The organism is Faecousia sp. (assembly GCF_048519415.1).
GTDB lineage: Bacteria > Bacillota > Clostridia > Oscillospirales > Oscillospiraceae > JAZOXB01.
Window position 1 is genome coordinate 24,374 of sequence record NZ_DBFZUT010000036.1, and the last position, 18,661, is coordinate 43,034.

At 61.7% G+C, this 18,661-nt stretch carries 8 protein-coding genes; all 8 read right to left on the reverse strand.

The genetic code is table 11. The features are described 5' to 3' along the window. Positions 1–155: 155 nt before the first annotated feature. The 8 genes from ACMKFF_RS04200 to ACMKFF_RS04235 all read right to left on the reverse strand — a co-directional run bounded on the left by ACMKFF_RS04200 (position 156) and on the right by ACMKFF_RS04235 (position 18,577). Complete coding sequence (locus ACMKFF_RS04200) at positions 156–941, reverse strand: TIGR04255 family protein (protein WP_367926935.1); 786 nt, start codon at positions 939–941, stop codon at positions 156–158. Positions 942–1,401: 460 nt separating this feature from the next. Beyond that, a complete protein-coding gene (locus ACMKFF_RS04205; protein WP_419496147.1) occupies positions 1,402–2,025 on the reverse strand; it encodes a DUF3786 domain-containing protein in 624 nt (207 codons plus the stop codon). 82 nt (positions 2,026–2,107) lie between these two features. Continuing rightward, positions 2,108–4,177: a YgiQ family radical SAM protein gene (locus tag ACMKFF_RS04210; protein ID WP_419496148.1), complete on the reverse strand. Its 2,070-nt coding sequence runs from the start codon at positions 4,175–4,177 to the stop codon at positions 2,108–2,110. Further along, on the reverse strand, positions 4,177–4,620 hold the full coding sequence (dut, locus tag ACMKFF_RS04215; protein ID WP_417325708.1) for a dUTP diphosphatase: 444 nt from the start codon (positions 4,618–4,620) through the stop codon (positions 4,177–4,179). Before dut ends, ACMKFF_RS04210 begins: the two co-directional genes overlap by 1 nt. Continuing rightward, entirely contained in the window at positions 4,598–5,161 is a 564-nt protein-coding gene (gene nrdG / locus ACMKFF_RS04220) for an anaerobic ribonucleoside-triphosphate reductase activating protein (RefSeq protein WP_349136748.1), read from the reverse strand. Before nrdG ends, dut begins: the two co-directional genes overlap by 23 nt. Then, the gene (locus ACMKFF_RS04225; protein WP_419496149.1) at positions 5,158–6,081 is read right to left on the reverse strand and encodes a phosphatase PAP2 family protein; all 924 of its coding nucleotides are present in this window, start codon (positions 6,079–6,081) and stop codon (positions 5,158–5,160) included. Before ACMKFF_RS04225 ends, nrdG begins: the two co-directional genes overlap by 4 nt. A gap of 523 nt (positions 6,082–6,604) precedes the next feature. Next, positions 6,605–11,029, reverse strand: a complete 4,425-nt coding sequence (locus ACMKFF_RS04230) for an S-layer homology domain-containing protein (protein ID WP_419496150.1) — start codon at positions 11,027–11,029, stop codon at positions 6,605–6,607. An 822-nt stretch (positions 11,030–11,851) separates the two neighbouring features. After that, positions 11,852–18,577 (reverse strand): S8 family serine peptidase, encoded by a 6,726-nt coding sequence (locus ACMKFF_RS04235; RefSeq protein ID WP_419496151.1) that lies wholly within the window; start codon positions 18,575–18,577, stop codon positions 11,852–11,854. Positions 18,578–18,661 lie beyond the last annotated feature (84 nt).

The following is an 18,661-nucleotide window of genomic DNA, read 5'->3' on the forward strand; positions in this document are numbered from 1 at the left end:
TACTGATATTCAATTAAAACCTTTCATTCATAGAATGGAAGGTTTTAATATGAAGATCATTATGAGACGAGATTTCGTGATTTTTCCAAAATCGCGAAATTGGTTACGCCAAAGGCGGAACCTTTCTGATGAAAGATTTGAATCAGAAAACAGTATTACAGCGGCTGCGGCTCCATGGCGTTGTGGAGCTGATCCGTGATCGCGCCGCGGAAAATGCGGTCCGCATGGGTATGGACGGTGTTGAGCGCTCCGGCGGAGTGCTTCAGCTCGATCTTGCCGTTCATGAAGACGTCGTTGTCCAGAATAAAGCGGACCTCCTTGTCCTCGACATTGCCGCGCTTGACCATACCGGGGCCGCAGTGCAGCTTCAGGCGGCAGCCGCCCGCCAGCGCCATCTCCACATCCTGCGTGACGCGCTGGACGCTCTGCTCCTGCACGTCGTCCTCCGCCATCAGGCCAAGATAGGCGGGCTGGATAAGGTCGCGGAACGGCACGCCCTCCAGACCGAGGGCGCGGCGGGAAAAGCCGTTGATGTAGCGCAGGCCGATGCGCTCAAAATACGCCGGGTGATAGATGGCGACGAACTGTGCCAGCACCTCGTCGAGCTTCCGGGCAAAATCCTCCCACGTCGTATAGACCGGCGTGGCCAGCGCAAGGAAGGTGTTTGTCAGGTTGACCTTCCAGTCGCCTGCGGCCGTCAGGAACTGATAGTTCACGACCGTCGGCTGCTCCTCGAGCTTCATGGCGCCCGGCTGGCCGATCACCTTGGGCGGGAGCTTTTCCAGATTGCGCGCATAGCGCGGGAACTCGGCGCGGATGGCCTCCTGAAATTCGGCAGGCTCCTTCGCGCTGATGGAAAGGATCGTCGGAAAACGGAGCTGACAGATCACCTCGATCAGCTGGCGCTTGCCATAGAGAACACGCTCCGATGCAGAAAACATAGTCAGGACTCCTTTTGGTATTGGGCGTACCGCACGGCCTGTCTTCGGCCTTCGGCGGATCTTTTCCGCCGATCCATCGCTTCGAAAAGTGGGACATACACAAAGTATGCCCGCACTTTCCAAAGCTCGACTCGACGAAAAATCTCTCGCCGAAGGTACTCGACAAACCGCGCGGTACTGCCCTTAATTTATCTCATTTTGTATACTTCAAGCTTTTCAGATCACCAAAGCCCGAAGATACATTTGTGCAGTGTTGTCATTATTATACCACGGTGATTCGCGGGTTTGCAAGGTCATTCACAAAAGTGTTATACTAGAATCTGATAAAAAGCTTTAAAAGCTTTTTATAGCGCCGAGGGCGCGTCAGATTCTGCATGAGACGGCGCAGCGTGCGTCAGCACGATGCGAGTGTGCGCAGCACACGGGATTCCTGATGAAATGTTTTAATCAGGAATCAGTATTACATGTCCGCCTCGAGCAGACGGTCCAGGATCGCGCGGTGGGTATAGAACGACGTTTCATACGTCAGGTAGCGCATGGAGTTCCGGTCCCACAGGAACTGCAGCTGGGCCGGGAATTCGTCGTCCGCCTCCCAGAAGCGCAGCAGCACCGGGAAGAACGGCAGCACCGGCAGCACGGCGGAAAAATCGCCGGGGCCGTCCGTTGGTGTGCCGCCGAGCCGTGCCACGGCCTGCCGCAGCCGGTCGATCCGGCCGGAGAAATGCTGCGCGGCAGGCGGCGTGACGGAAGCCTTCAGCTGCCCCTGCAGCGTTCCGGCCTGCACGGCGTTGAAGCTGTCGTGCGAACACCACTGCCCGGCCAGAACGGGGAACCCGTTCGGATTGCTCAGCAGGTCATAGGCCGTCATGGCCGCGCCGAAGGGCGCAGGCATCCAGACGCCGCCATGCAGCCGCTCGGCCGCGCCGTCCGCGCGGGAAAGGCGCAGCGGCTCATGCAGAAGCTCCAGATAGAGATAGGTCTCATCGCGCCGCAGGGCGAATCGAGCCGCGATGGCATCGAGGTCCTGCGCGGCGAAGCTGTGCCCCGCCGCCTGCGCCTGCAGATCATAGTTGGAAGGTCTCATATCGGTTCCGTCCTTTCCGCTTGTCAAAAAGTCCCGCCGCGGCTGGCGATCAAACGCGAAAGGACACCCTGACGGTTTCCTTTCACACGTCTCTTCCCCCTGAAGCTTTTGGCTTGGTTGGTTTTTTGACAGTCTGCTTTTTCTTTCGGGTCTTCAGATAGCGCTCCGCCTGCCGGAGCTGGGCGGCCGTCGGCTTGCCGAACGCCTCCCCGCGCTCCGCTCTGCGCGGCTCCTTTGCGGCGGGCTGCGCCTTGCGCGGCTTTGCCGCAGGTTTCTTTTCTGCGGGCCTCTCCCGCTTCTGCGCGGGGCGCTTTTGTGCGGGCTGCTTCTGCGCCGGGTGCGGCGCCTTTTCTGCCTCGCCGCGGCGCGGCCGGATGAGGCACTTCGGGCCATAGCCGATCAGGTCCGTGCGCCCGGCCTTGACAAGGGCCTCGTGGATGAGGGCATAGTTCTTCGGATCGCGGTACTGGATGAGCGCGCGCTGCATTTCTTTTTCGTGCGGGTCGGTCGGCACATAGACCGGCTCCATCGTCCGGGGATCGAGGCCCGTATAGTACATGACGGTCGAGAGCGTCGAGGGCGTGGGATAAAAATCCTGCACCTGCTCCGGCATATAGCCGAGGTCGCGGACATATTCCGCCAGCTCCACGGCCTCGCGCAGGCCACAGCCGGGGTGGGAGCTCATAAGATAGGGCACGAGATACTGCTTTTTGCCGAGCTTTTCGTTCAGCGCGGCATATTTGCGGCAGAATTTTTCATAGACCGCGTGGCGCGGCTTTCCCATATAGCGCAGGACCTGATCCGAAACATGCTCCGGCGCGACCTTAAGCTGGCCGGAGACGTGGTACTCCACCAGTTCGCGCAGGAAGGTCGGATCCTCGTCGGCCAGCAGATAGTCAAAGCGGATGCCGCTGCGGATGAAGACCTTCTTCACACCGGGGATGGCGCGCAGCTCGCGCAGCAGGTTTACATAATCTGTATGGTCCGCCCGCAGATTGCGGCACGGCGTCGGAAACAGGCACTGCCGGTTCTGGCAGGCCCCGTGTGTCAGCTGTTTTTCGCAGGCGGGCTGGCGGAAATTGGCCGTCGGGCCGCCGACGTCATGGATGTAGCCCTTGAAGTCGGGATGCTGCGTCATGCGCGCCGCCTCGGCCAGCAGAGAGTCATGGCTGCGCGTCTGGACGATGCGGCCCTGATGAAACGTCAGCGCGCAGAACGAGCAGCCGCCAAAGCAGCCGCGGTTCGAGACGAGGCTGAACTGCACCTCGGCGATGGCGGGCACGCCGCCCGCCTTGCGGTAGGACGGGTGATAGGTGTCCTGATACGGCAGAGCGTAGACGTCGTCCATCTCCTGCGTGGAAAGCGGCGGCTGCGGCGGGTTCTGCACCACGAACTCGCGGCCGTACGGCTCGATGAGGCACCTGGCGGAAAACGGATCGGTGTTGCGGTACTGAACGGCGAAGCTCTCGGCGTAGCGGCGGCGGTCGGCGCGCAGCTCGTCATAGGACGGCAGCGTGATGGCGTCCACCACGCCGGAGCAGTCGCGCGTGCGGTAGACCGTGCCGTTCACGAAGGTGATATCGTGGATGTCCAGCCCGCTGTTCATGGCGTCCGCGACCTCGACGATAGCGCGCTCGCCCATGCCGTAGAGCAGGAGGTCGGCCTGCGAATCGAGCAGGATGGAGCGCTTCAGGCTGTCAGACCAGTAGTCATAGTGTGCCAGGCGGCGCAGGCTGGCCTCGATGCCGCCGATGAGGATCGGGATCTTCGGAAAGCTGCGGCGGATGAGGTTGCAGTAGACGACCGTCGCATAGTCCGGCCGCTTGCCCGTCACGCCGCCGGGCGTATAGGCATCCGTGCGGCGGCGGTGGCGGCCGACGGAATAGTGATTGACCATGGAGTCCATATTGCCGCCCGTCACAAGGAAGCCGAGGCGCGGCTCGCCGAATTCCAGCACGGACGACGAATCGCGCCAATCCGGCTGCGGCAGCATGGCCACACGGTAGCCCGCACGCTCGAGCATGCGGCTGATGATGGCATGTCCGAACGACGGGTGATCGACATAGGCGTCGCCGAGGACATAGACAAAGTCCGGCCGCTCCCAGCCGAGGGCGCGCATCTCGCGCGCGTTGATCGGAAGAAAGCCCGCCATTATTTCGCCCCCGTGGAGCCGAAGCCGCCCTCGCCGCGCGCAGTGTCCGTCAGCGTCTCCGTCTCAAAGAACTGCGCCGTGAGATAGGGTGTGAGGATGAACTGGGCAATGCGCTCGCCCGGCTCGATGGTCTGCGGCTGTGCGCCGTGGTTGCGCATGGGGACGAAGAATTCCCCGCGATAGTCGGAGTCGACAACGCCGACCTTGTTGGCCGGGGCCAGATCGCGGCGACTGGCAAGCCCGCTGCGGGCAAACACCAGGCCAACATAGCCCTCCGGGATCTCCATGGCGATGCCGATTGGGATCAGGCGCGTCTCGCCGGGCGCAAGCACAGCAGGTGCGTCCAGGCAGGCGCGCAGATCAGCCCCGGCCGAGCTGGCCGTGCCGTAGGTGGGGAGCGCCGCGCCCTCGCGCAGAATTTTAACGGGTACCTTTTGCATCATAATGCCCTCCGCGTTGATAGCCGTCGTCCCACAGGACGATCCGGCCGGATGCCAGCGTCGCCGGAATGTCGATGAGCCGCTGGTTGGACGAGCCGCGGAACCGCAGAGCAAGGTCCTTTTTCTCCAGCACGAACGGGCCGTCCACCAGCACGTCGATGCAGCCGAGCATCTGCCGCACAAGAGCCGCGTCGCCGACCCGGCCGGACAGCAGGTCCCGGTCGAGCAGGAAGCCCGTAAAGGCCCACACATTTTTGCCGGGGCAGCGCGCCCGCAGCTGCCGCAGCAGTTCCGCCACGGCGGGCTGGTTGGCAGGCTCGAACGGCTCGCCGCCAAGCAGGGTCAGCCCGGCCACATAGGCAGGCTCCAGGGAATGCAGGATCGTGTCGATGACGTCCTGCGTAAACGGCTCGCCATAGGAAAAATCCCATGTTTCGGGCTGGAAGCAGCCCTTGCAGTGGTGCGTGCAGCCCGAGACGAACAGACTTGTCCGCACGCCGGGGCCGTTTGCGATATCACAGGTCTTGATAGCTGCATAATTCATGCTTGTTTCCTCCCCAGTCGTGCGAACCACCGGAACGTCAGCGGCCAGACCGTCGCCGCCAGCAGCACCACGAAGAAATAGCGGATGGCATGTGTGCCGATCCAGGTAAAGCCCACGGCGGCGAACAGGAGCTTCAGGCCCTGCTTGACAGCCAGCAGCAGCGCTGCTCCGCCGAGCACCTTGAGCACCTGCGCCCACCAGACGGCCTTCGTCTCAAAGCGGATATACTTCCGCTCCAGCGTGTAGCCCACGCAGAAGCCGAGCAGCGCACCCAGCAGCGAGCAGGAGTTCTTGCGGCCCTCAAAGAGGTTGTCCGGGTCGACGTCCGCCGGGAAACGGGCAAAATTCGCATAGATCACATAGGCCAGCGCCACGACGGTCATCACGCCGAGCAGAACGGCCATTTTTTTCGGGTCCTCTGCCGCGCTGCGCACGATAGGATAGATCACGAAGATCAGCACAACGGCCGTCACAGCCGCCACGCTGACGTCCAGCGGCGTGTGCACGCCGAGATACATGCGGGAAAATGCCGTCAGCGCCGCGAGCACGATGCACACGATGCGCAGCGCGCGATTTTTATGCCAGCGGGCAATGCCGCCGAGCGTGCCGACGGCGTTCTGCGTGTGGCCGGACGGGAAGGAATAGCCGCCCGCCCCGCTGCGCGCGCTTTCCACGATTGTGAAGCTCGGGTCGCGCACCCATGGCCGCGGGATGCGGCACAGCAGCTTGAGGAACTGATTGAGCACCGTGCCGAAGAAGCCGACAAACAGCAGATAATAGCCCTCCTCCTTGCTGACGCACCAGAAGATCGTCAGGGCCAGCAGCAGGAACGCCAGCTCCTCGCCGAAGCAGGTGAATGCCTGCATGACGACGTCGAGAAACGGGCAGCGGATGGATTCGATCCAGTATAAAAAGGACATGGCAGCGCCTCCCCTATCGTTGGTTTATTGGTATAGTATAGCACACCGCCGGAAAAACCGCAATCGGGCAAATCATGAGGCGCACCATCGTAGGGGAGCGGCATGCCGCTCCCGGCGACGCACTGACGATTCGTACCGGGTATCGATAAAATGGCATGCACCAATTGCGCCTGTAGCGGCGCTCACTGAGCGCCATGGGCAGTTGCAGATATTGAAGTGTTAATTTCGTGGCGCAAAGCCACCAGATTTGTCATTCCGAGGAGCGAAGCGACGTGGGAATCTCGTGCAGGCAGCTGCGTTTTCGCCGGGGCCATCTTGTTATCCGGCCGGGTACTGCGAGATTGCCACGGCCCCTTTGGGGCCTCGCAATGACAAACTTGGAAGCCTTGCGCCACTGAATTTGTACCGCAAACAACGTCAGCCTGCATGGCGCTCCGTGAGCGCCGCTACAGACGCAATCGGTTTGTACGTTTTTAACGACAGCAGCGCCGCCCGGATGAGCGGCGCTGCGCGTTATCGTTGCTTATTTCTGCTTCAGGAAGCGCATGAGGATCGTCGCCACCTGCGCGCGGGTCGCGCCCGCCTGCGGCTCGAGCCAGCTCTCGCCGTTCTGCGCCACGCCGTTGATGAGGCCGCGGTCCACGGCCCAGGCCAGCGGCTCGCAGGCGTAGGAGCTGACGGTCTTCTCATCCGGGAAGGCCGCAAGATCGGCATCCGTCGTCATATCGTCGCCGCGATAGGCCGCATAGCGATACAGGATAGCTGCCATCTGCTCGCGCGTGATCTCCGCCTCCGGGGCGAACGTGCCGTCGCCCATGCCGAGGACGATCTCGTTCTCCACGGCCCAGATCACGGCCTCGGTGTACCAGCTGTCCGGCTCGACATCCGTGAACGGGTTCGTGCCCGTCGGCTCCTTCTGGCCGTCGAGGCGATAAAGCACGGTGACGAGCATGGCGCGCGTCATGGCGACGTTCGGCGAGAATTCCGTATCAGACGTGCCACGGAACAGGCCGAGCTCCAGCGTGTAATCGATGCCTGCATGGCTCCAGTGGCCGAACTCCGGCGCATCGTGATAGTCATGGCTCGGGCAGATCGTCCCGGCGCAGGACTCGAGGACCGGGAGCACCGTCTTCTGCTCCGCGCCGCAGCGTCTGCAGGTCTGCTCCAGCAGGCCCTCCTTCGTCAGGCGCGGGGCCTGCACGACCGTTCCGGCGTTCCAGTCATGGCCCAGCTCGCGGACATAGTCGCCCGTCGTCCGGTCGCCGCAGTGCGCGCAGACATAGGCCGTGTAGCCAAGCTCCGTGCACGTCGGCTCGACGATCTGCGGCACATAGCTGTGCGCCAGCTTCGCGATCGGCTCCGTGTGAGTCTTGCCGCAGGAGCAGGTGTAGGTCATCTCGCCCTCGCGGGTGCAGGTCGGCTCGCGCGTCACGACGCCATCGCCGTAGGTGTGGCCCGTGGGGGCGATGTAGCTGTCGGTAAAGTGGTCGCCGCAGCGGCCGCAGGTGTGCGTCGTGAAGCCCGGCGTTTCGCACGTCGGCTCCGTCACGACGGCCGCATAATCGTGGCCGAGCGCAGGCAGATTCGTCAGCGCACCGGTCTCGCCGCAGTGCGTGCAGACCTCCTGCTCCATGCCCGCGGCCGTGCAGGTCGGGGCAAGGACGGTGCGGGTCTGCATGTCGTGGCCCGTCGCGGGAACGGACTTCAGCGGGCCAATCAGCTCGCAGCGGCTGCAGACACTCTGCTGCATGCCGTCCGTCGTGCAGGTCGGGGCGAGGATGGTGTGATCAACCATGTCATGGCCGAGGGCCGGGAGCACAGTCGCCTCGCGGAACACAAGGCCGCAGCCGGGGCAGGCCTCGCTTTCGCTCAGGCCCGGCTCCGTGCAGGTGGCCGCCTTACCCGGTGTGACCACATGGGCATGCTCGCCCGTAGACGGGACCGTCGTCTGCGCCGTGAAGACCTCGCCGCAGCGCGCGCAGTGGCTGCCCTCGGTCAAGCCGTCGGAAACGCACGTCGGCGGGACGGCGGCGTCCGTCACGACATCGTGGCCCAGCGCCTCCAGCTCCCCGGCCCGCTTCGTCAGGCCGCAGTGCAGGCACGTCAGATTCGTGAAGCCAGGCTCCGTGCAGGTCGGCTCCGTCGTAGCCGAGATGTAGATGTGTTCCGTAGGCTTCACCGTGATCTTGTAGGTGACGCGATAACCGTTGGACGCCCGCACGGCGAACTGGTATTCTCCGGCCGGCAGCGGCTTGTTGATCAGATTTGCGCCCTCCGTGATCTCGAAATACGGGTACTTGGCACCTTCCTCCACATGGAAGCCGACATCCTGCCAGACGTTCAGGCCGGAGAGGGTGAGATAGTCGCCCTCGACATAGTTCTTCCTGATCGGGCCGTCCGTCAGCAGAACGGCCTGATATTCCGAGCCACTCGTGCCGAGGTCGAACTCCGGATACAGGCCCGCGCCGTCCTCGCGCTCCGTGTATGCCTCGAGGTCGAAGTACGGCTTTTCCTTCCAGTTTACCCCATCGATATGGTCCTGCAGGGCCTTCGTGGTGATCTTGTCGACTGCCTTCGTGCTCCACTGGAGCTGCCACCACGGGTCGCCGTTGAGCGGCGTGCTTCCGCGCTCGGACGCGCGGCTGCCCCAGAGGTGATAGACCGCATTGGCCGCATAGCCGTTGCCCGTCAGAAGGCCGACCTGATAGTAACGGTCCTCCGCAGAGGCGTTCTGCTTCTCGACCTTCGGCGCAGCGCCGAGCGCCAGCCACATCAGATTGGAGAACGGCGCACGCTCATAGCCGGTCAGGCCGCCTGCCGCCGCGCCCGTTGCACCCTTGGCGCTGATGGAGCCCTGGAACTTCTCGGACTGGATATAGCCGCACTCGTTTATGGTCCCCGTCAGGTAATAGCCGATCAGACCGCCCGCGATCGCGCTGCCGTCCGCCCACGGAAGGAATTCCTGCGGGTTGGCCGCCTTCGTCGTGACCGCACGGACCGAGGTATCCACACAGACGACACCGCGCAGGGCGGCCTCGCCGGCCTCGCCGGTTTCCTTGCCTGCCAGCTTGCCGACCGCGCCGCCGGCATAGGCAACGCCTGCGCCGTTGTGCTCGCCCGTGACCGAGCTGTCGTAGACCGCGCAGTATTCGATCCTGCCGCCGTTGACAAGACCCGCAAGAACGCCGACGCAGAGGTCGCCCGAGCGGCCGCCGGAGTCGCCGTCTGCCGTCAGGCCGGTCACCGTGGCATTGCGCACGACGAGGTTGCGCACTGTGCCGGTCAGCTCACCGAACAGGCCGACGGTATGGGCCGTGTCGCCGCCCATGCCCGTCAGAACCACATTGTAGATCTCGTGGCCGTTTCCGTCAAACGTGCCGCTGAAGTTCCGCATACCCGGGAAGGACTTGCCCTCCATATTCAGCTCATTATGCAGGATAAACTGACAGTCCGCATAGCTGGGCTTCGAGGTATCCTGCGGCGAAATGGCGGCGAACTGATCCGCCGTTATAATGATATACGGATAGTCCTCCGTGCCGAGGCCGCCCGCAAACGGGCCGCTGTCGATCTGCTTATAGAGCACGAGCGTGATGGTCTGCATCGTCTTACCGCCGAACTCCACGTCGAGCTTGAGGAATCTGCGGCCGTATTCAAACCCGCCCTCTTCCGTGGTCTTCACATGGAAGAACGCGTTGTCGTGGATCTGCAGATAGGTCGGATCCGCAGCGCTTACGGCGCGGATGGTGAATTTCGCGATGCCGGAGAAGGCCTCGCTGAGGGATTCGTCAAAATACTTTGCCAGCTCCTCCGCCGGGTCGCGCAGCCAGAAATTGGCCCCGTTCTCGATGACGAAGCTGTCGCCGGTGATGGTGCGGTTCAGCATCCTGCCGCCCGGCGTCTGGTAGACGACCTCAAAGGCCACGTCCTGATGATAATTCGAGCGCAGGTCGCCCAGAATGCAGCCCGCCGTCTGCTCGACGTCGCTCCAGAGGGCGGTGACGGTCGCGTCGATCTGCTTCTGCGAGATCATCGTGCCGAAATCCGTCTGATAGAGGCCGCCGTTTTCCGTGATGTAGGCCGTCTGGTACAGGGCGATCGCCTGCTCATAATACGCGCCCATGACATAGGCGTAGTAGAGGTAGACGATCATGTCCTGCGTGCTCTGCGCGGCTGCGGCGCGCGCCTCCTCCTCCGTCTTGCCGCCGCCCTGATAGGCGAGGATGTAATACTGCGTCAGGACGTCCACAACGCTGCCGGGGCCGGAATAGATGTACTTGCCCTGCAGATAGCGGCCGAGCTTGTCAACGGCGGAATGCAGGTTGCCGCTGTATTCCACGTTCTGGAGGGAGTAGAACTGGTCGTAGATGTTCTTCTGATAGGCGGGCGAAGCGGATTCGTCCAGCATATCCGTCACAAGGCGGTCATAGTAGCTCAGGGCCTCGTAATACTGGTTGAAGAACTCAAAGAACGTGTTGAGGTAGGTGCTGTACTTCAGCTCGAGCGTTGCATTCTGGATCTGCCCGCTCAGATTCTCCATCTGCTGCGAGAGGCTGGCGATGCCGTTCGAGACGGTCCGTTCCAGCTGATGGATGGCAGCGCTGTTCTTTTCGAGCTGCTTGCTGATGCTGCTGAGCTCCGCCTCGACCTTGCTCAGGTCGACCTTCTGGATGACGGTCTCCTTCGTCTGGCCGCTGGAGCTGCCGCCGAAGTCGATGCCGAGCAGATCGCTGCCCGCATATTTGAACACGGCCAGCACGCCCTGCCCGGCGTTGTCATACTCGCTCCCGTTCCTGCAGGCGTATATGCCGCCCTTGACGAGCGAGGTGCACATTTTCAGACTGGTGCCGATGACGGTGCTGATGACGGCGTCCGCCTGCGGGGTCACGGCAGGCAGAAGCCCGGCCAGCAGGCACAGCGCCAGCAGCAGGCTCACGATGCGTTTTTTCATAGGAGTTCCTCCTTTTTGGCTTGGGGGAAGCTTGAAGCATCCGTTTGATTGTGGTTTTAACTGTAGTTAAATTATGCCATATCGTTCTACAGAAATCAAGTCCTATTTTGGACCGGCCTCAAAATTCCGTCATGGAGAATGGTATATAGGCTGCCAGATGTACGTTGTAACAGGGCGTGCGGCAAGCGGATAATTGAAAATGGAAAGCGGAAAGTTTTCGGATCTGCCTGCAGCGGCGCTCACTGAGCGCCTTGCAGGCTGACAACATGCGCCGCTTTCCCTCTATGGCGCGAGGCCCCCAGATTTGTCATTGCGAGGAGGCCAACGGCCGACGTGGCAATCTCGGGAAGGCAGTTACGTTTTCGCGGGGAGTATCCTGTCATTCAACCGGGTACTGCGAGATTCCCACGTCGCTTCGCTCCTCGGAATGACACGTCAGGGTGGTGCAGTGGTGCACCAGAGCACTTCTACGGTTGAATGTTCCCCTACAAGGCGCTCACTACCCGCAAGGGGCACGCCGCATCCGTAAGGCGGCAAAGCCGCCAACGGCTGCGCAGTGAGCGCCGCTACAGACGCAATCGGTACGCACCATTTTAACGGCGACTTGTGCGAGCTGCAAGTGCCTTCCCGAGATTGCCGCGTCGGCTACGCCTCCTCGCAATGACAAGTCTGGAACCTAGCGCCGCTGAACTTGTATTGCAAAATCTGCGGGCCAGTCGATCCGTTCCCCACTATTATTCATTCTTCATTTGTCAGGTTTCAGTCTTCATTAAAAAAAATTTCCCTCCCGGCGAACCGGGAGGGAAATTTTTACTTATGAGATCAGCCCTTGAGGAAGCGCATGAGCAGCGTTGCGATCTGCGCGCGCGTTGCACCGGACTGTGCATCGAGCGTGACCGTGCCGTCGGCGGCCTTCACACCGTTGATGAGGCCGGTGGCGACTGCCCAGTTCATGGCGTCCTTCGCCCAATCGGCGACGGAGGCTGCATCCGGGAAAGCGGCGAGCTTATCCTCCGCGACGGCCTCGGCCTTGGCGAAGCGATAGAGCATCGTAGCGATCTCCTGACGGGTAACGGGTGCCTCGGGAGCGAACTCGTCGGCGCTGATGCCCTTGACGACACCGGCTTCCGCCGCCCACTTGACGGCGTCGGCATACCAGACGCCCTCGGTGACATCCTTGAACGGATTGGCGGTGTTCTTCACATCAGGCTTGCCGGCCACGCGGTACAGCACCATAGCGAGCTGCGCACGGGTCACCGTGCCGTCCGGCTCGAACAGGCTGCCGCCGACGCCGAGCATGAGCTCGTTGTTCAGCACGTAATCCACGCCCTCATGATACCACTGCGTGTTGTCCAGGTCGGAGAAGGCCTTGGACGGGCAGTTCTCGGTGCTTGCGGGGATCTCGCGGGTCTGCTCTGCACCGCAGTCGGCGCAGACGCGGGTCTCCTCGCCCGGCGCGAAGCAGGTCGGCTGCTTCGTAACAATCCACTCGCCCCAGTTGTGCTCGACACCGTCACTCTTGACAACGATGGTCTCGCTGAGATCAAGGCCGCTTTCCGCATTGCGCTGCAGCGTCTTGACCTGCACCTCGAGGTCGCAGTGGACATCGTCCTTCGGGCGGAACTTCAGGTTCGCCAGAACGGCGTCGCTGGCGATCTCCTTTTCGGCAGCATAGCCGAAGAGAAGCTTGCCCTCGGCGGGCTGGAAGCTCGAGAGCTGCGCCGTGCTCACACCGGAGACATAGTCCATCAGGGACGGATCCCAGGTGATCTCAAGCAGGCCGTTCGTCGTGGCCTCGTCGGCCGTCAGGGTCAGGTCCACATCACCGTTGACGGTCATGGAGCCGCCCTTCACGGCAGCGATGCGCTGCGCGGCAGGAGCTGCGGCGTTCGAAACCGTGTTGAGGCTGCCGGAGGCTTCCTGTGTGCTGCGCTCGATCTTCTCTGCGGACACGATCTGCGCGGTGAGCTCGATATCGTTCTTCTCCGCAGCGGCCTCCGCAGTCTGGATGCTCTTGATGCTGGCATTGCCGTAGACACGGTTGACCGTCGCGGGCCAGACGGAATCGCCGACATTGCCGACATCCGTCGCGTCGAAGTACAGGCCGTCGGAGCTTTGCATGAGGTTGAGCATATAGAGCTCATTGGTGTCGCCGGTGAAGTAGGACAGGAAGAGCGTCAGGCCGTCCGTCGTTCCCTCGTCGGCCATGACGAGCGAGCAGTACATGGAGTCCTCATGGCCGCCGAAGGCCAGCTCAGGCAGCGTGGTCTCGTAGCAGCCGCCGCTCAGGCTATAGCCGTCCGCTTCGGTGTAATAGAGGTTGAGGACCCACATATTGCCCTTATTGTCCAGCGCAAGGAACATCTCGGCCGGGACGGTCTCGCCGCTCTTGAGCTTGACCGTCGTCTCGCCCGCAGAGGTGATGGCGGTGAAGTAGCTTGCACCGACCTGCTGCAGGAAGCTCTGAAGCTTGAAGCCGTATGCATCCAGTTTCATCGGATCCTTCGGCGAGAAGAAGTAGTAGTAATAGACACCCACGATCTGGTCCTGCTCCTCGGTGCTGAAGAGAGAAGAGTAGGCCATATCCCACAGCGGGACGCCTGCGCCGTTGGCGGAGCCGAGGTCCTCGCCCGTGGCGGTGTTGATCTTGTGCATGGCCCAGGAATCCGCCGTCGCATCCATCAGGTACATGAGGTCGGAGCTTGCCAGCGTCGTGGACTCGATGCTGATCTCGCCGTCCTTGATGAGCTTGCCGGGCGTCCAGCTCTTGTTCTCCAGATTCCACTGATAGAACTGGGCATGACCGTCCTTATCCTGCAGCGCACCTTCCACGGTGATGTGGAGCGTAGTAACGGTAACGTAGCACTCCGCCTTGACCTCAGGATCGACCGCAGAGGCTGCCGTGATAACGGCGCTGCCCTCGCCGACGCCGGTCACGACGCCGTCCTTGACGGTCACAACCGAATCATCGGAGCTGGACCACGTCACGCTGCGGTCGCTCAGCGTCCACGGGTTGGCCTGCGCGGTCAGCGTGGCCTTTTCGTTGACAAGGAGGGACAGCGTGCTTTCGGACAGGGAGACCGCCATGGCCTCGGTGCTGGGAGCAAAATGGGAGGCGTCGTCCGTGCGGCCCGCCTTGACATAGCAGCCGAGGATGACGGACAGGCTGGAATGATCCGCAAGCTTCTTGCTCTCGCGCGTCGTCGGATCGATGGTGTAGATCGCAGAATTGAGGATCTGGCCCGTGAAGTTCGACGCTGTCGCCAGCGTGAAAACGAGCTTCTGGTTCTTGGCATCCCATGCCAGCGAGGACTGTGCCATGTAGATGGACAGCTCGTCATCCAGTGCGCCGAGATCCTCCGGCTCTGCGAACGTAGCAGCCGTGAAGTGATAGAGCTTGTTGTCGAACGTGCCCTGGCCATAGAAGCCATTGGAGCCGTCGGAGGCCAGCGTCCAGATGTCCTTGCCCATCTCGCCGACGAGCGACGTTGCGCCGGTCAGCAGGTCGAGCTTGAACAGATAGGAAGCGCCGAGCTCATTGGCCTCGGAGTATGCGAGGAAGTACATTTCCTTCTCCGCTGCGTTATAGGCCATGTCGCTGACAAAGAAGTCATAGCTCAGCGGGCCGGAGGCTGCACCGAGATCTGCAATCTTCGTCACATTGGCGAAGTCGTTGTCCGGCATGACATACAGGGCATTTTTCTCGTCAATGGCGAAGACATAGCCGTCGGCATACTCGGCAGCGTAGAGCTTCAGGTTCGTCGCGCCCATGGCGGCGGACTCGGAGCCATCCTCGGTGTAGGTGTACCACTGCTTTTTATTCAGGTCGAAGAAGGTGTAGTAGCCGTCGATATCGGGCAGGAAATCATAGGAGACCTTGTAGGTGGAGACGTTCATGGCATAGTCATAGACCTGCAGCAGGAACGTCTTGCCGACGACCTTGCTCACATCCAGACGGACATGCTGCGTCTCACCGGCAGTTTCCTGATTCGGCGCGACATAGGTCAGCGCCTTCGAGCCGGCCGCGTCATACAGAGCGACGACGGAGACATACTCGTTGTCCTTCGCCGCGACGTCAAGGGAGCCGTCCACCAGGCTGACGGACACGTCCTCGATCTCCGGAGCCGTGTTGTCGATGGTGGTCATCGTGCTCAGGCTCGCGCCCCTGCCGAGAGCGTCCCAGTCATAGGTACCGTCGGCCTTGCGGTAATACTCCGGAGCCAGCACGAGGGAGATGTTGACCGTCGTGCCCTCGGGGAGCTTCTCGCCGTTGGCCTTCGTACCGGACCAGCCGAGGTTCACGGCCTTCTGCGTGTCCTGCCAGCTTCCGCCGTTGGCATAGTAGAAGGCGGCAGAAACCGGGCCAAGATCCTCTTCTACATAGACCTCACCGGTCTCCGCATCGGAGATGACATACTTGGCATCGCCCGCATTACGGATGGAGGCAAAGTAGAGCTTGAAGATCTGATCGCCGTTCTCGTTGTTCAGGGCGTTGCGCGCGGGCACATACTCGTCGTCCTCGGCAAGCGGGTTGCCGAAGTAGTAGTACTCGCCGTCCTCGTTGGCATACTTGACGGTGACCATGTTGCCGAACATGTTGGGAGAACCGTCGGAATCCGGGAGATACGGGTTGCGGGTCTCCTTCTCGTACCAGTACTCGGACAGCGTGCCCTTATCGAACATGGAGGCATCGGACCAGTTGCCATAGAAGCCCAGCACGGGGATGGAATGGGAAACGCGCTCGACGCCGTCTTCCGCGGAAACGGGATTGGCATACAGGAAGGCCTCGACATAAGCGCCGTTCGTGTAGTAGGCGTCGAGGAATTCCTTCTCCTCGTCGATGAGGGAGAACGTCACATGGACGGAGATGCTGCCATCGGCCGGGAGAACGACCTTTGCAGCGGAGATGAGCTTCAGCAGCTCGGAGACATCGTGCGTGTCGGTGTCGCCGTCGCCGTCGACATCAGCCTTGAGCTTGCCCGCGCCGGCCGTGACGTCGTCGAGCAGGAGCTGTGCGTCGTCGGCATCGGTGTCGCCGTCCTTGTCGAAGTCATAGGCAGTGAGCTCCGACGGAGCGGTCAGGACCTTGCCGTCAACCGTCCAGACAACATTGGCTGCCATGGACACGGTCTTCGGCAGGAGATACAGGACGCCGTCGACAGAGGCCGGAGCCTGCGTGAAGACATCGGCAGAGAGGGTGTATTCAATGGCCTCGTCCGTAAGGTTGTTCAGGGTGAAGTCTGCGGAGTAGACGCCCGTGCGGTCGGGATCGTCGCCGAGCTCCACCTTGACCTTGCCGTCGGGCTGGCCGTTCACAAGGACGTAGCTCTCGGCATGGATCGCATTGGAAACGTTGGCAAGGCCTGCGCCCTGCCTCAGGATGGAATACCAGGATTTGGTGCTGGCATCATAGACGGGCTCGGCCGTGGACATCAGCAGGCTCTGGGCCAGATGACGCACGGAGACGCCGGTCTTTTCCTTCAGACCGTTTTCGCGGATGTACTGCGCCACGAGGGCTGCCATACCGGCGACCTGCGGGGCCGCCATGGACGTGCCGCTCATGACCTCATAGGCCTGACCGCCTGCCACGGCACCGTTGACGGAATAGATGTTGCCGCCGGGAGCCGTGATCTCGGGCTTCATGCTCAGATCACTCGGAACACCCCAGGAGCTGAAGTCGCTCATGGTGTAGGAATCGGAGGAACCGGTGCTCGTGCTCATCTTGCCAGAGACGGTCAGCTTGCCGGTGTAGTAGAGCACGGTCGTGCCGTCCTCGGCATAGACCGGGGTGGAGGCCGCCTTGATATCGGCCGCTTCCGTCTGCAGGATGCTGATGCACGGGATGGTCGCGGTGGAGTCGGACAGATCCATGCGGATCACGCCTGCCTGGTTGTTGCAGACGACTGCGCCGGCGGCACCCGCTGCAGCTACGGCCATGTGCTTCTGATAGAAGGAGCTCGTGCCGCGGAAGACAAAGGCGATCTTGCCGGAGACGACGTCGGCATAGTCCGTCAGGAGACTGTTGCCGTCGGCATCCGCGCCGGTGTTCTCGAAGTAGACATACTCATATTCGGTGCCGCTGCCGTCGGCAGAGGTATCGAGCGTTGCAAAGGCCTTGTTCGTATAGCCGCTGTCCGCGGTATCGGTGTAGAAGACCTTCGCGCCGTCGCCATAGGAGAAGGAGTAGCCGGTCGTGCCGGAATTATCCACGGAGGCCACGCCGAAGGAGTTCTTGTAGGAGCCGGGAGAGCCGCCGGTGGCGAAGTTCACATCGTCCAGATACAGGGCACCCGTGCCGTTAACAGAGTTTTCCGGCCAGCTGGAGGAATTGCCTGCAGAGATGGAGACGACGGTGTCGGTCTCGGCCAGCTTATCCAGGATGCTCTGATACTTCGCATCGGGGGTGGTAAAGCCCGCGTTGCCGGAGCCGAGAGACAGGTTCACGGCGTCGCAGCCGAGCATCACGGCGTCTTCGATGGCGACCATGTAGTCGGAATCATATGCACCGCCGCCCTTGCCGAAGACCTTCATCGTGATGAGCTGGGCATCGGGGGCAACGCCCTGCACAAACACGGAATCGAGCGCCTTTTCATAGCCGCCCTTGCCGTCGGAGACATAGCGGTTCGCCGTGGCGATACCGGCGACGTGGGAGCCGTGCTCACCCTGTTTGTCATTATCGTGCGTGATGTCGAAGTTCTCGTCCACATAGTTGAACGCGAACGGGAGCTTGCTGGTGAGATAGAGCTTGCTCGCATCGGGGACAAGCTTGCTGATGTTCAGCTTCGGCAGAACAGCGGCGATCTCGTCAACATCGAGCAGATCCAGAGAAGCAACGAACTCGTCCTTGCTCTTGCCCGCATCGGCAGCCAGCTGCTCGAGGGAATACTCGAACGCCTTGCCGTCAAAGGAGATGTGGTCGGTGTCCGTACCGGTGTCGATGACGGCGATGCGGCTGCCCGCGCCGGTGTAGCCGTCTGCCCAGGCGGCCGTGGAGCCGATCATTGCGCCGGAGGTAGCCATGTCGGGATCGGCATCGCCGGTGGAGACGACATCCGGCTCATAGCGGTTCTCGAGCGTGACAGAAGCCACGCCGTCAAGCGCTTCGATCGCCTCGATCTTGCCATAGGGCACGTTGGCGGAGATCGTGTTCGTCAGGAGCGTCATGTTCCAGACGACATCGAGCGCCTCGCCGCCGAGCACATCCTGTGAGATGCGCTGTGCCATCGCCTGCTGCTGGACCTTCAGACCCGTGCGGTAGATGTCCGCCGCAGCATTGTTCGCGATGCTGCGCGTGGCATAGCCCGCGTCGATGGTCGAAGCGCCCGCCAGCGTAATGGAGACACGGACCATGTCGGTGTCTGCATATTGCGGCGTATCTTCCTTCGTTTCGGCTGTATGCATTTCCGGTTCCGCAGTCACGGCGTCATTGCTGACCTTTTCGATCGTGACCCTGGGGCCAGGATCGGCCGCGGCGGCCGGCAGCGCGAAGCCCATGACGACCGCAAGGGTCAGGACCAGCGCAAGCAGCTGCTTCAGCTTCTTTTTCATACGTTTTCCTCCTTGATATGATGTAACCGGCCGAAGCCGGTATTGTTCCCCCATTGTAATACGTCCGCGTCGGAAAAACAAGTG

Bases quoted from the DNA above. Each gene is read 5' to 3' on its own strand.
- ACMKFF_RS04200 (WP_367926935.1), bottom strand. From the start codon at position 941: ATGTTTTCTGCATCGGAGCGTGTTCTCTATGGCAAGCGCCAGCTGATC.
- ACMKFF_RS04205 (WP_419496147.1), bottom strand. From the start codon at position 2,025: ATGAGACCTTCCAACTATGATCTGCAGGCGCAGGCGGCGGGGCACAGC.
- ACMKFF_RS04210 (WP_419496148.1), bottom strand. From the start codon at position 4,177: ATGGCGGGCTTTCTTCCGATCAACGCGCGCGAGATGCGCGCCCTCGGC.
- dut (WP_417325708.1), bottom strand. From the start codon at position 4,620: ATGATGCAAAAGGTACCCGTTAAAATTCTGCGCGAGGGCGCGGCGCTC.
- nrdG (WP_349136748.1), bottom strand. From the start codon at position 5,161: ATGAATTATGCAGCTATCAAGACCTGTGATATCGCAAACGGCCCCGGC.
- ACMKFF_RS04225 (WP_419496149.1), bottom strand. From the start codon at position 6,081: ATGTCCTTTTTATACTGGATCGAATCCATCCGCTGCCCGTTTCTCGAC.
- ACMKFF_RS04230 (WP_419496150.1), bottom strand. From the start codon at position 11,029: ATGAAAAAACGCATCGTGAGCCTGCTGCTGGCGCTGTGCCTGCTGGCC.
- ACMKFF_RS04235 (WP_419496151.1), bottom strand. From the start codon at position 18,577: ATGAAAAAGAAGCTGAAGCAGCTGCTTGCGCTGGTCCTGACCCTTGCG.